This window comes from Xinfangfangia pollutisoli (genome assembly GCF_020179405.1).
Lineage (GTDB): Bacteria > Pseudomonadota > Alphaproteobacteria > Rhodobacterales > Rhodobacteraceae > Pseudogemmobacter > Pseudogemmobacter pollutisoli.
In genome coordinates this window covers 1-12,122 of sequence record NZ_JAICBZ010000006.1, presented here as the reverse complement: position 1 = coordinate 12,122, position 12,122 = coordinate 1, and the positions used below count along the sequence as shown (strand labels likewise).

Here is a 12,122-nt window from a genome sequence, read left to right as displayed (position 1 = left end):
CGCCTATCTTGCCGCCATGTTCCATTCGCTTCTGCGCGGCCTGCTGGCCCCCGCCCCGCCCCGCCTGCCCGATCCCGACGCGCGCCTTGCGCTGGCGGCCCTGCTGGTGCGGGTTGCCCGCACCGATGGCCGATATACCGAGACCGAGATCGCGCGGATCGACCGCACGCTGATCGCCCGCCATGGGCTGGGGCCTTTCGAGGCCGCAAGGCTCAGGACCGAAGCCGAGGCGTTGGAAGAGGCCGCGCCCGATACGGTGCGCTTCACCCGGGCGCTGAAGGCCGCGATCCCGCTGGAGGACCGGACCGATCTGGTCTCGGCGCTGTGGTCGGTGGCCCTGGCCGATGGCAGCCGCGATGCCGAGGAAGACCGGCTTTTGCGCATGGTGGCGAACCTTTTGGGCCTGAGCGACGTTGAGAATGCGATCGCCCGGCAGAAAGCGGAGAAACAGCCATGATCGCCTCGCTTGGCATGTATGACAGCGGCCCCGCCCGGGCGGCGAATGACCGGCTTTGGGCGCTGGCCCGGCAGGAACTGGCCCATCGCGGGATCGAAGCGCCCCAGGGTCTGACCCGCGGCGAAGGCGCCTATTGGCCGGCCTGGACGGCCGAGGATCTGGTCCTGTCGCAGACCTGCGGCTTTCCCTATCGCGCCCGGCTGCATGGCCAGGTCACGCTGATCGGCGCGCCGGATCACGGATTGCGCGACTGCCCGCGCGGCCAGTACCGCTCCGTTCTTGTGGCGCGGAAGGACGATCCGCGCGCGGATTTTGCCGATTTCGCCACCGCGCCTTTCGCCTTCAATGACGACCTGTCGCAATCGGGCTGGGCTGCGCCGGCGAACTGGGCGGCCGAGCAGGGCTTTGCGCTGACGCCGCGGCTGCGCACCGGCGGGCATCGCGCCTCGGCCGCGGCGGTGGCGGAGGGTCGGGCCGATCTGGCGGCGCTGGATGCGGTGACCTGGGCGATGATGCAGGAAGATGGCGACCCCGCCGTGCCGGGGCTGAAAATCGTGGCGCTCACGCCCCCGACCCCCGCCCTGCCCTATATCGCCGGGCCCGGTGCCGACGGGCCTGCGATCTTCGCCGCGCTGGATGCGGCCATCGCCGCCCTGTCGGACGAAGACCGCGACACGCTGCATCTGCGCGGGCTGGTGGCCTTGCCGGCCGAGGCATGGCTGGCCGTGCCGATTCCCGCCGCGCCTGCCGATCTTGGCGCCGCTTCGTGATGAATTGACAGGCAGACCCGGCGTCACATGCCGGAATCGCCGTTGCAATACGGGCTGTTCTGCGCCCTAATCCGTAGCAAGGGCCGCGCATCCCGACAGAAGGCTGCGGGCCGTCCACGACAGGGAAGCCGGGGGGAATGGCCGAAACGCCCGTCATCGAGATCCGCGATCTCCACAAAAGCTACGGTCCGCTGGAAGTGCTGAAAGGCGTCGATCTGGTGGCGCCGCGCGGCCATGTCGTGTCGCTGATCGGATCCTCCGGCTCGGGCAAATCCACGCTGCTGCGCTGCTGCAACCTCTTGGAAGACAGCCAGCAGGGCTCAATCCGATTCGAGGGTGAAGAGGTGCATTGGAAGGGCCAGGGCCTGCATCGCCACCCTTCCGACCGCGCCCAGGTGACCCGGATCCGCACCAACCTGTCGATGGTGTTCCAGCAGTTCAACCTCTGGGCCCATATGACCATCCTGCAGAATGTGATGGAGGCGCCGGTGACGGTGCTGAAGCGCGACCCGAAAGAGGTCGAGGTGAAGGCGCGGGAATACCTGGCCAAGGTCGGCATTGCCGACAAGGCCGAGGCCTGGCCCGCGCAATTGTCGGGCGGCCAGCAGCAGCGCGCCGCCATCGCGCGGGCGCTGTGCATGGAGCCCCGCGCGCTGCTGTTCGACGAGCCGACCTCGGCGCTGGACCCGGAACTGGAACAGGAAGTCGTCAAGGTGATCAAGGCCTTGGCCGATGAGGGCCGGACCATGCTGCTGGTCACGCATGACATGCGCCTTGCCGCCGATTGCAGCGACCATGTGATCTTCCTGCACAAGGGCCGGATCGAGGAAGAAGGCCCGCCCGGCGCGCTGTTCGGCAATCCGCAGACCGAACGGCTGCGCGGTTTCCTGTCGGCCACGGCGGCTTAGGGGGCGGCGATGGCCTGTTTCGCCTCTCTTTCGGCCCTGGGTGCGGCGCTGGTGCTGGCGGCGGCGGGCGACCCGCCCGCGGGCGCGGGCAACCGTCTGGTGATCGGCACGGATGAAAGCTTTCCGCCCTATGTCCAGCCCCAGGCCGGCGGCGGGCTGGAAGGCTTCGACATCGACGTGATGACCGAGATCTGCCGGCGCAGCGGCCATGTCTGCCAATGGCAGACCGCGGCCTTCGACGAATTGATCCCCGGCGTGATCTCGGGCCGCTTCGATGCCGCGATCGGTGGCATCGCCGTCACGCCCGAACGCCGGGCGCTGGTCGATTTCACCACGCCCTATGCCAATGGCGACGAGACGGAATGGTTCGTGGGCCTGCCCGGCGCGCCCGCGCCCGAGACGGCCCGCATCGCGGTGCAATCGGGCACGATCCACGAAGCCTGGCTGCGCGCCGAGGGCCTGGATTTCCGCAGCTTCCCCGGCGAGGCGGAAGCGCTGCAATCGGTCGGAAGCGGGGAAAGCGACCTGGCGCTGGGCCCGTTCCGCGACCGCCCCGATCTGGAGCCGCTGCTGCTGGGCGCGGGGGTGGAGTATCTGTACCCTGTCGACATTCCCGACGAGGGCACCGGCATCGTCCTGTGCAAGGGCAGCCCGCTGAAACCCGATTTCGACGCCGCCATCTCGGCCATGCGCGCCGATGGCACCATCGACAGCTACGACGCGCGCTGGTTCTAGCCCGGCGCGCCCCGCCGTCCTTCGTTCCGGATCAACAAGAAGCAAACCTGGGAGACTCGAATGAAAAAGCTGCTTCTCGCCACTGCCCTGGGCCTGATCGCCCCCGCAGCCTTCGCGCAGGATGTCGTGCGCCTTGGCACGGAAGGCGCCTATCCTCCCTACAACTTCATCAACGATGCCGGCGAGGTTTCGGGCTTCGAGCGCGAGCTGGGCGACAAGCTGTGCGAGATCGCGCAGCTGAACTGCACCTGGACCACCAATGACTGGGATTCGATCATCCCGAACCTGCAATCGGGCAATTACGACGCGATCATCGCCGGGATGAGCATCACGCCCGAGCGGGAAGCCGTGATCGCCTTCAGCCAGGGCTATCTGCCGCCCTCGGCCTCGGCCTATCTGGCGCTGTCGAAGGATGTCGATCTGAAATCGGGCCCGGTCGCGGCGCAGACCGCGACGATCCAGGCCGGGTTCGTGGCCGAGAACGGCATGACGCTGGTCGAATATGCCACGCCCGAGGAAACCGTCGCCGCGGTGAAGAATGGCGAGGCGGTCGCGGTGCTGGCCGACAAGGACTATTTGGCGCCGGTGGCGGCGGAATCGGGCGGCGCGCTGGTGCTGCTCGACAAAGAGGAAACCATCGGCGGCGGCATCGGCATGGGCTTCCGCAAGTCGGATGACGCGCTGCGCGCCAAGTTCGACGCCGCGATCAAGTCGATGAAATGCGACGGCTCGCTGGATGCGATGATCGTGAAGCCGGAATATTTCGGCCCCGACTCGCTGGTCTGGGGCGACGCCGGCAAGGAAGGCTGCTGATCGGATGCAAGCGCGGGCCGGCGCCCGGCGACAGGCGCCGCCCGCTTCTGCCTGACATCCCTGGGCCCTGGCCGGGCCCGGGGCACCCCGCCCCGAATTTTCGCCGAAAATTCGCCCCGCCCCGGAGCGCCGATGTTCGAAGCCTGCGCCGACCCGAAAGCCATCGAGGGCCTGCAATGGGCGCTCTGCTACCTGACATCGGGCAAGCATCTTGATTTCTACTGGTCCTTCATGACCGTGCTGGGGCTGCTGGCGATCACCGCGCCCAGTGCGCTGGCGATGGGGTTTCTGGGCGCCACCGCGGCACGGTCGCAGATCGCGCCGGTCTCGTGGGCGGGCAAGGCCTATATCTGGATGGTGCGCGGCGTGCCCGACATCATCTTCTTCCTGTTCTTCGTCATCGCGCTGGACCAGCTGATCGAATATCTGAAATTCCTGGCCGTCTGCCCCGCGACCGATGTCTCGCCCTGGCAGGGGCTGGAATTCCGCGTCTGCCCCGAGGCCAAGGTGCCCTCGGCCCGCGCCTCGGGCTTCGTGCATCAGCTGTACGGCTTCGGCCTGGCGGTGGTGACCTTCGCGATCGTCTTCGGCGCCTTCACCGCCAATGTGATCTATGGCGCGATGCAGGCCGTGCCGCGGGCGCAGCTGGAAACCGCCGAAGCCTATGGCATGTCGCGCGGCCAGGTGTTCCGGCGGGTGCTGATCCCGCAGATGTGGGTCTATGCCCTGCCGGGCCTGGGCAATCTGTGGATGATCCTGATCAAGGCCACGCCCTTGCTGTTCCTTCTGGGGGTCAAGGACATCGTCTATTACGCGCGCGAACTGGGCGGGTCGAAGACCCAGGCCTATGAATATCCGCATGGCGACTGGCGGCTGTACTACTTCCTGGTGCTGCTGGTCTTCTACCTTGCCTTCACCCGCGTCTCGGAACTGGGCCTGGCCCGGCTGACCCGGCGCCTGTCGCATGGCCAGGCGACCGCGGCGGGCGAAGCCCTGAGAAAGGCCGCGGCATGAGCGCGAGACAAAACTCTTCGAAGAGTTTTGCAAATTCCTTCGAAGGAATTTGCCGGCCCCCCGGAGGCACGCGATGACCTGCTGGGAAACCGTCCAGGCCTATGGGCTGCGCGCGATCGGCATTGGCGAGAACCTGCTGCCAAAGACCGATTTCACCCTGTGCCAGCAATTCACCCTGATCGGCTCGGGCCTGATCTGGAACGTCTATTTCGGCGCGGTGGCGCTGATCTGCGGCTTCTTCCTGGCCAATGCCGTGGCCCTGGCCAAGGCCGCACGCAGCCCGCTGATCCGCAAGCCGGCCGACTGGTTCGTCTTCCTGTTCCGCGGCTCGCCGCTCTTCATCCAGTTCTTCCTGGCCTATGAGGCGCTGGTGATGCTGCCCAAGGCCGGGATCGACATCTTCGGCATTCAGGTCAGCACCGCCTGGACCACCAAGGCCTGGGCCGGGGCGCTGTTCGTCCTGTTCCTGAACACCGCCGCCTATTCGGCCGAGATCTTCCACGGTGCCCTGAAGTCGATCCCCAAGGGCGATCTGGAAGCGGCCGAGGCCTATGGGCTGACCGGCTGGCAGAAGTTCCGCCGCATCGAATGGCCCACCATGCTGCGGCTGGGCTGGCCCGGCTATACGAACGAGGCGATCTTCCTGTTCCACGCGACGACCCTGGTCTTCGCCTCGGCCTTTCCGGTCCTGGGCCAGCGCGGCGATGCGCTGTATTATGCCAGCTATTTCGCCGACAAGACCTTCAACCCGTTCATCCCCTATCCGATCGTCGGCTTCTACTTCATCCTGCTGACCCTGGCCGTCACAACCGTCTACGGGATGGCGAACCGGCGGCTGAACCGCCACCTGCCATCGAACCAGCGACAGAAAATCCGCTTGCGCCCGAACCTGATCCGATAGTAGGCTTGGATTTGATCAAATTGTCCGGGCAGGGGCCCGGAACCGTGACAGGGACGACAGAGACCCGGCGGTGAGGCGATCGAAACCTGGGGAAGGACCAAGGGCATGGTCCCGAGCCTTGCGCATCCCTGGGGCCGCATTGGCCCCGTGGCGCGGGGGACCGTGCCTTTCGTGATGCTGATATGATGAAGGACTGGCTTAGAAAGCACCCTGATGTGCGCACGATCCGCGTGGCCGCGGCCGATCTGAACGGCCAGGCGCGCGGCAAACGCGTTCCGGCGCGCTTTGCCGACAAGGTGGTGAAGGATGGAACCCGCTTCCCCTTCTCGGTCTTGAACCTCGACATCTGGGGCGAGGATATCGACGAAAGCCCGCTGGTCTTCGAACAGGGCGACCAGGACGGGGTGCTGAAACCCACCGAACGCGGCTTCATGCCGATGCCCTGGCTTGAGGCGCCGACCGCGCTGCTGCCGATCTGGATGTTCCGCGAGAATGGCCAGCCCTACGAAGGCGACCCGCGCCATGCCCTGCGCGCGGTGGTGGAACGCTACAAGGCGCGCGGCCTGACGCCGGTCTGCGCGATGGAGCTGGAATTCTTCCTGATCGACGACTCGGGCAAGACCATGCAGGTGCCGGCCAGCCCCCGCAGCGGCAAGCGGCGCAAGGCGGCCGAGACGCTGTCGATCCGTGCGCTGGACGCCTTCGACACCTTCTTCACCGATCTCTACGACGCCTGCGAGGCGATGGACATTCCGGCCGACACCACCACGTCGGAAACCGGGCTGGGCCAGTTCGAAGTGAACCTGATGCATTGCGACGACGCGCTGCGCGCGGCTGACGATGCCTGGCTGTTCAAGATGCTGGTCAAGGGCCTGGCCCGGCGCCACGGCTTTGCCGCCAGCTTCATGGCCAAGCCCTATCAGGATTATTCCGGCTCGGGCCTGCACACGCATTTCTCGGTGCTGGACGATCGGGGCGACAATATCTTCGACTCGGGCGGGCCCAAGGGCACCGCGGCGCTGCGCCATGCGGTGGCGGGCTGCCTGGAGGCGATGCATGACAGCACCTTGCTGTTTGCGCCGCATCTGAACAGCTACGAACGCCTGGTGCCCGACAAGCACGCACCCACCGCCATCGCCTGGGGCTATGAGAACCGCACCGCCGCGATCCGCATTCCGGCCGGCAATCCGGCGGCGCGGCGGATCGAACACCGGGTCGCCGGGGGCGATGTGAACCCCTATCTGATGCTGGCCGCGATCCTGGGCGCCGCCCTGTCGGGGATCGAGGATCAGAAAGAGCCACCGGCCCCGGTGGCGGGCAATGCCTATGCGCTGGACCTGCCGCAGATCCCCTCCAGCTGGGACGCCGCGATCGACGCGTTCGAACATTCGGACATCATCTATCGCTTCCTGCCCAAGGAACTGGTGCGCAACCTGGTGCAGACCAAGCGGCAAGAGCTGCATTACATCGCCGAGCTGTCGCCAGAAGAGCAGGTGGAACTGTATCTCGACACGGTGTGAACGGGCGGGGGCTTGACCGCCCCCGGTTCCGCGCTCAGGTTCAGGGGAAAGATCCAAGAGGACGACATGCTGATCGGCATCCTGCAAACCGGCGAATCCCCCGACGCGCTGCGCGCAGAGATGGGCGATTACCCGGATTTCTTCGAAACCCTGCTGGCCGGGCGCGGGCTAAGCTTCCGGCGCTACAAGGTGATGGCGATGGATTTTCCCGCCAGCGTCCAGGATTGCGAGGGCTGGCTGATCACCGGCTCGCGCTTTGGCGCCTATGAGGACCACCCCTTCATCAAGCCCTTGGAGGATTTCATCCGCAAGGCCTATGCCGCGCATGTTCCGGTGGTGGGCATCTGCTTTGGCCACCAGATCATCGCCCAGGCCATGGGCGGGCGGGTCGAGAAATACCGGGGCGGCTGGTCGGTCGGCCCGACCGATTACGATTTTGACGGTGAAAAGATCACTCTGAACGCCTGGCATCAGGATCAGGTCACCGAAAAGCCCGAGGCGGCGACCCGCATCGCCTCGACCGATTTCTGCGAGAATGCCGCCCTGCTTTACGACGACCGCATGTTCACCGTGCAGCCGCATCCCGAATTCACCGCCGATTTCGTTCAGGGCCTGATCGACAAGCGCGGCCGCGGGCTGGTGCCGGATGCCACGCTGGATGCAGCGGTGGCCCAGCTGGGCCGGCCGCTGGGCCGGTCGGCCATGGCCGACCGCATCGCGGCCTTCTTTCTGAACCGCCAGAAGACCGAAGCCAATGGGGCCGAGAAGCTCCGCGCCTGACGGCCCGGGGGCCACCCCCTACACAGTGTGACCAGATGTCCAAATGGACCGACCAGCTGCCCGAGGCGGCCAAGGAATATATCGGCAATCGCCGCGTTGACGAGGTGGAATGCGTGATCGGCGACATTGCCGGCGTCGCGCGCGGCAAGGCGATGCCGGCCGCGAAATTCGCCAAGCAGACCAATTACTTCCTGCCGAATTCGATCTTCCTGCAGACGATCACCGGCGAATGGGCCGACAACCCGTTCGATGCTTTCACCGAGCCGGACCTGTATCTGGAACCCGACTGGAGCACCGCCACCGCCGCGCCCTGGACGGCCGACATCACCCTGCAGGTGATCCATGACGCAAAGGACCAGGACGGCACGCTGATCCCCTATTCGCCGCGCAATGTGCTGCGGAAGATCGTGGATCTTTACGCGGCCAAGGGCTGGCGCCCGGTCGTGGCGCCCGAGATGGAATTCTTCCTGACCGCGCGCAACACCGACCCGAACCTGCCGGTCATTCCGCCGATGGGCCGCTCGGGAAGGCGGGCAGCCGGCAAACAGGCCTATTCGCTGTCGGCGGTGGATGAATACGGCAAGGTCATCGACGACATCTATGATTTCGCCGAGGCGCAAGGTCTTGAAATCGATGGCATCCTTCAGGAAGGCGGCGCTGGGCAGGTTGAACTGAACCTGGCCCATGGCGATCCGGTCCGACTGGCCGATGACGTGTTCTTCTTCAAGCGGCTGATCCGCGAAGCCGCGCTGCGCCATGACTGCTTTGCCACCTTCATGGCCAAGCCCATCGCGGGCGAGCCCGGCTCGGCCATGCATATCCACACCTCGGTCGTCGATCTGAAGACCGGCAAGAACATCTTCTCGGGGCCGAAAGGCGTTGAAACCGAGGCCTTCAGCCATTTCATCGGCGGCTTGCAGAACCATATGGGCGCCGCGATCGCGCTGATCGCGCCCTATGTGAACAGCTATCGCCGCTATGTCCCTGATTTTGCAGCGCCCATCAACCTGGAATGGGGCCGCGACAACCGCACCACCGGGCTGCGGGTGCCGATCTCGGGCCCCTCGGCGCGGCGGATCGAGAACCGCCTGCCGGGGATGGATTGCAACCCCTATCTGGGCATCGCGGCGAACCTGGCTTGCGGCTATCTGGGCCTGATCGAACAGCAGGCGCCCCGGGCCGAATGCAAGGGCGACGCCTATTTTGACAGTGCCGAGATTCCGGTGAACCTGGGCGATGCGCTGGACCTTCTGGAAGAGGACAAGGCCCTGCAAGAGGTGCTGAGCCCGGAATTCGTGAAGGTCTACGATTCGGTGAAGCGCAACGAATACAAAGAGTTCCTGCAAGTCATCAGCCCCTGGGAGCGGGAGCATCTGCTTCTGAACGTCTGATGAGACCCGACGCATGAGACTGAACCTTCTGCATGCCAATGACCGGGTCGGGGAATATCCGCCCAGCTATTACGCCGCGACCGCCACGCCGCTGGACCCTTTCCCCACGCTGCATGGCGCGGTGACGGCCGATGTCTGCGTGGTGGGCGGCGGCTATACCGGCCTGTCGGCGGCGCTGCATCTGGCCGAACGGGGCCTGTCTGTGGTCTTGGTCGAGGCGCATCGCGTGGGCTTCGGCGCGTCGGGACGCAATGGCGGGCAGGTCGGATCGGGTCAAAGGCAGGATCAGCTGTGGCTGGAAAAGGCCGCCGGGCGCGAAAATGCCCGCAGGTTGTGGGACATGGCGCAGGATGCCAAGGCGCTGGTCCGCGATCTGATCGCCCGCCACGCCATGCCGGTTGCCTGGCATCCGGGCATTGCGCATGCCTGCTGGACCGAGACCGAAACCCGCGAGTTGCATCTTTACGCTGAAAAGTTGCACCGCGACTACGGCTATGACCAGCTGGAGCCGCTGGACCGCGACGGGATCAAGCGGCTGATCGGCTCGCCCGTCTACAAGGGCGGCGAGATCGATCGCGGGGCGGGCCATATCCATCCGCTGAACTTTGCGCTTGGCCTGGCGCAGGCCGCGGCACAGGCCGGCGTGCGGATCTTTGAACGCAGCGAGGTGCATCGCATCACGCCGGGCGCCAAGCCGGTGGTCGCCACCCAAGGCGGCCGCATCACTTGCGACCATGTGATCCTGGCCGGCAATGGCTATCTGGGCGGGCTGGAGCCGCAAATCGCCGCGCGGGTCATGCCGATCAACAATTTCATCGTCGCGACCGAACCCCTGGGCGATCGCGCGGCCGGGATCCTGTCGGAAAACGTCGCCGCGCATGACACGAAATTCGTGGTGAATTACTGGCGTCTGTCCGACGACAAGCGGCTGCTGTTCGGCGGCGGCGAAAGCTATGGCTATCGCTTTCCTGACATCGTCAAGACCGTGTCGAAGCCGATGCTCGAGGTCTATCCGCAACTGCGCGGTGTCAAGATTGACCATGCCTGGGGCGGCACGCTGGCGATCACGCTGAACCGGATGCCCTGTTTCGCGCGGCCGCAGCCGAATGTGCTGTCGGCCTCGGGCTATTCGGGCCATGGCGTGGCGCTGGCGACGCTGGCGGGCAAGCTTCTGGCCGAGGCGACGGCCAGCCAGTCCTCGGGCTTCGATCTGATGGCCAGCCTGCCGCAGCCGCGCTTCCCCGGCGGAGCGGCGCTGCGCTGGCCGCTGCTGGTGCTGGCGATGACCTGGTACTCCACCCGCGACCGGATCGGCTTCTGACCCGCCCCTGGGCTCTGCCCCGGACCCCGGGATATTTGCGCAGAGAGGAAGACGCGACGGGGTTCTGCCTTCCTCTCTGCGAAAATATCCTGCGGGGGCCCGGGGGTGCAAAACCCCCGGCGGCTGCCACCCTCGACTCCGCGGGCCAGAGCGCGCATATCTAGCGCATGTCCCTGCCCCCCGGATTCCTTGACGAACTCCGCACCCGCGTTTCGCTGTCTTCCGTCGTCGGGCGGAAGGTCACCTGGGACATGCGCAAGTCGAACATGGCCAAGGGCGACTGGTGGGCGCCCTGCCCGTTCCATCAGGAAAAATCCGCGTCTTTTCATGTGGATGATCGGAAGGGTTATTACTATTGCTTCGGCTGCCAGGCCAAGGGCGACGCGCTGAGTTTCGTGCGCGAGACCGAGAACATGTCCTTTATCGAGGCGGTCGAGGTGCTGGCGCGCGAGGCCGGCATGGTCATGCCCGAACGCGATCCGCGCGCGGCGGAAAAGGCCGACCGGCGCACGGAACTGGGGCAGGTGATGGAAGAGGTGGTGCGCTTCTACCGGCTGCAGCTGAAGACCGGCGGCGGCGCGCAGGCGCGCGACTATCTGGCCGGCAAGCGCCGCCTGGCCGAAGCCGCCTGGGAGCGCTGGGAGATCGGCTGGGCGCCCGACAGCCGGCACGCGCTGCGCGACGCGCTGGCGGCAAAGGGCGTGGCGCCCGATCTGATGGTGGCCACGGGCATGGTGGCGCGGGGCGAGGATGGCAGCCTGTATGACCGCTTTCGCGGCCGGATCATCTTTCCGATCCGCGACGCGCGCGGTCGGGCGATCAGCCTGGGCGGGCGGTCGATGGATCCGAATGCCCGGGCGAAATACCTGAACGGGCCCGAGACCGAGCTGTTCGACAAGGGCCGCAACCTGTTCAACCACGGCCCGGCGCGGGAAGCGGCGGGCAAGGGCAAGCCCTTGATCGTGGCCGAAGGCTATATGGATGTGATCGCGCTGTGCGAAGCGGGCTTCACCGCCGCCGTCGCCCCTTTGGGCACGGCGGTGACCGAAGACCAGCTGCGGCTGATGTGGCGGATCGCGGATGAGCCGGTGATCTCGCTGGATGGCGACGCGGCGGGGCTGCGGGCGGGCTTGCGGGTGATCGACCTGGCGCTGCCGCTTCTGGAAGCCGGCAAGGGCCTGCGCTTCGCGCTTTTGCCCGGCGGGCAGGATCCCGACGATCTGATCAAGGCCGAGGGCGCGCCGGCGATGCAGCGCGTGCTGGACACCGCCCAGCCGATGGTGCGGCTGTTGTGGAGCCGCGAGACCGAGGGGCGCAGTTTCGACAGCCCCGAACGCAAGGCCGCCTTGGACAAAAGCCTGCGCGCCACACTGAAACGCATCGCCGACCCGTCGATCCGCGCGCATTATGGCGAAGAGATCAAGGCGCTGCGCTGGGACCTGTTCGGCGCCGCCCGCCGCGGCCAGGGCCAGGGCCAGGGCCGCAGCCCCCGGGGCCCCCGCGCCGCAACCG

Annotated in this window: 12 protein-coding genes; all 12 read left to right on the top strand. The window is 66.4% G+C overall.

Going from position 1 to position 12,122, the window contains the following annotated elements; translation table 11 throughout:
- The first annotated feature begins 16 nt into the window (after positions 1–16).
- Positions 17–457 carry a tellurite resistance TerB family protein gene (locus K1Y73_RS04065; RefSeq protein ID WP_225026661.1) on the top strand — a complete coding sequence of 147 codons (441 nt, stop codon included), beginning with the start codon at positions 17–19 and terminating at the stop codon, positions 455–457.
- Complete coding sequence (locus K1Y73_RS04060) at positions 454–1,227, top strand: phosphate/phosphite/phosphonate ABC transporter substrate-binding protein (protein ID WP_225026659.1); 774 nt, start codon at positions 454–456, stop codon at positions 1,225–1,227. The genes K1Y73_RS04065 and K1Y73_RS04060 overlap by 4 nt, the downstream gene beginning before the upstream one ends.
- A gap of 137 nt (positions 1,228–1,364) precedes the next feature.
- On the top strand, positions 1,365–2,135 hold the full coding sequence (locus K1Y73_RS04055) for an ABC transporter ATP-binding protein (RefSeq protein ID WP_225026657.1): 771 nt from the start codon (positions 1,365–1,367) through the stop codon (positions 2,133–2,135).
- Positions 2,136–2,144: 9 nt separating this feature from the next.
- Positions 2,145–2,870, top strand: coding sequence for a substrate-binding periplasmic protein (locus K1Y73_RS04050; RefSeq protein ID WP_225026656.1), 726 nt, complete (start codon positions 2,145–2,147; stop codon positions 2,868–2,870).
- Between the two features lie 60 nt (positions 2,871–2,930).
- A complete protein-coding gene (locus K1Y73_RS04045; protein ID WP_225026655.1) occupies positions 2,931–3,683 on the top strand; it encodes a transporter substrate-binding domain-containing protein in 753 nt (250 codons plus the stop codon).
- 132 nt (positions 3,684–3,815) lie between these two features.
- Complete coding sequence (locus K1Y73_RS04040; RefSeq protein WP_225026654.1) at positions 3,816–4,697, top strand: ABC transporter permease; 882 nt, start codon at positions 3,816–3,818, stop codon at positions 4,695–4,697.
- Between the two features lie 73 nt (positions 4,698–4,770).
- Positions 4,771–5,598 (top strand): ABC transporter permease, encoded by an 828-nt coding sequence (locus tag K1Y73_RS04035; RefSeq protein ID WP_225026653.1) that lies wholly within the window; start codon positions 4,771–4,773, stop codon positions 5,596–5,598.
- Positions 5,599–5,783: 185 nt separating this feature from the next.
- Positions 5,784–7,118, top strand: a complete 1,335-nt coding sequence (locus tag K1Y73_RS04030; RefSeq protein WP_225026652.1) for a glutamine synthetase family protein — start codon at positions 5,784–5,786, stop codon at positions 7,116–7,118.
- Between the two features lie 66 nt (positions 7,119–7,184).
- Positions 7,185–7,898, top strand: coding sequence for a type 1 glutamine amidotransferase (locus K1Y73_RS04025; RefSeq protein WP_225026651.1), 714 nt, complete (start codon positions 7,185–7,187; stop codon positions 7,896–7,898).
- A 35-nt stretch (positions 7,899–7,933) separates the two neighbouring features.
- A complete protein-coding gene (locus K1Y73_RS04020) occupies positions 7,934–9,289 on the top strand; it encodes a glutamine synthetase family protein (RefSeq protein WP_225026649.1) in 1,356 nt (451 codons plus the stop codon).
- Positions 9,290–9,308: 19 nt separating this feature from the next.
- Complete coding sequence (locus K1Y73_RS04015; protein ID WP_225026758.1) at positions 9,309–10,610, top strand: NAD(P)/FAD-dependent oxidoreductase; 1,302 nt, start codon at positions 9,309–9,311, stop codon at positions 10,608–10,610.
- 167 nt (positions 10,611–10,777) lie between these two features.
- A partial coding sequence (gene dnaG, locus K1Y73_RS04010; protein WP_225026647.1) for a DNA primase occupies positions 10,778–12,122 on the top strand: 1,345 nt, incomplete at its 3' end.

Excerpts from the sequence above, each read along its gene's own strand:
- K1Y73_RS04065 (WP_225026661.1), top strand. The coding sequence starts at position 17 with ATGTTCCATTCGCTTCTGCGCGGCCTGCTGGCCCCCGCCCCGCCCCGC.
- K1Y73_RS04060 (WP_225026659.1), top strand. The coding sequence starts at position 454 with ATGATCGCCTCGCTTGGCATGTATGACAGCGGCCCCGCCCGGGCGGCG.
- K1Y73_RS04055 (WP_225026657.1), top strand. The coding sequence starts at position 1,365 with ATGGCCGAAACGCCCGTCATCGAGATCCGCGATCTCCACAAAAGCTAC.
- K1Y73_RS04050 (WP_225026656.1), top strand. The coding sequence starts at position 2,145 with ATGGCCTGTTTCGCCTCTCTTTCGGCCCTGGGTGCGGCGCTGGTGCTG.
- K1Y73_RS04045 (WP_225026655.1), top strand. The coding sequence starts at position 2,931 with ATGAAAAAGCTGCTTCTCGCCACTGCCCTGGGCCTGATCGCCCCCGCA.
- K1Y73_RS04040 (WP_225026654.1), top strand. The coding sequence starts at position 3,816 with ATGTTCGAAGCCTGCGCCGACCCGAAAGCCATCGAGGGCCTGCAATGG.
- K1Y73_RS04035 (WP_225026653.1), top strand. The coding sequence starts at position 4,771 with ATGACCTGCTGGGAAACCGTCCAGGCCTATGGGCTGCGCGCGATCGGC.
- K1Y73_RS04030 (WP_225026652.1), top strand. The coding sequence starts at position 5,784 with ATGAAGGACTGGCTTAGAAAGCACCCTGATGTGCGCACGATCCGCGTG.
- K1Y73_RS04025 (WP_225026651.1), top strand. The coding sequence starts at position 7,185 with ATGCTGATCGGCATCCTGCAAACCGGCGAATCCCCCGACGCGCTGCGC.
- K1Y73_RS04020 (WP_225026649.1), top strand. The coding sequence starts at position 7,934 with ATGTCCAAATGGACCGACCAGCTGCCCGAGGCGGCCAAGGAATATATC.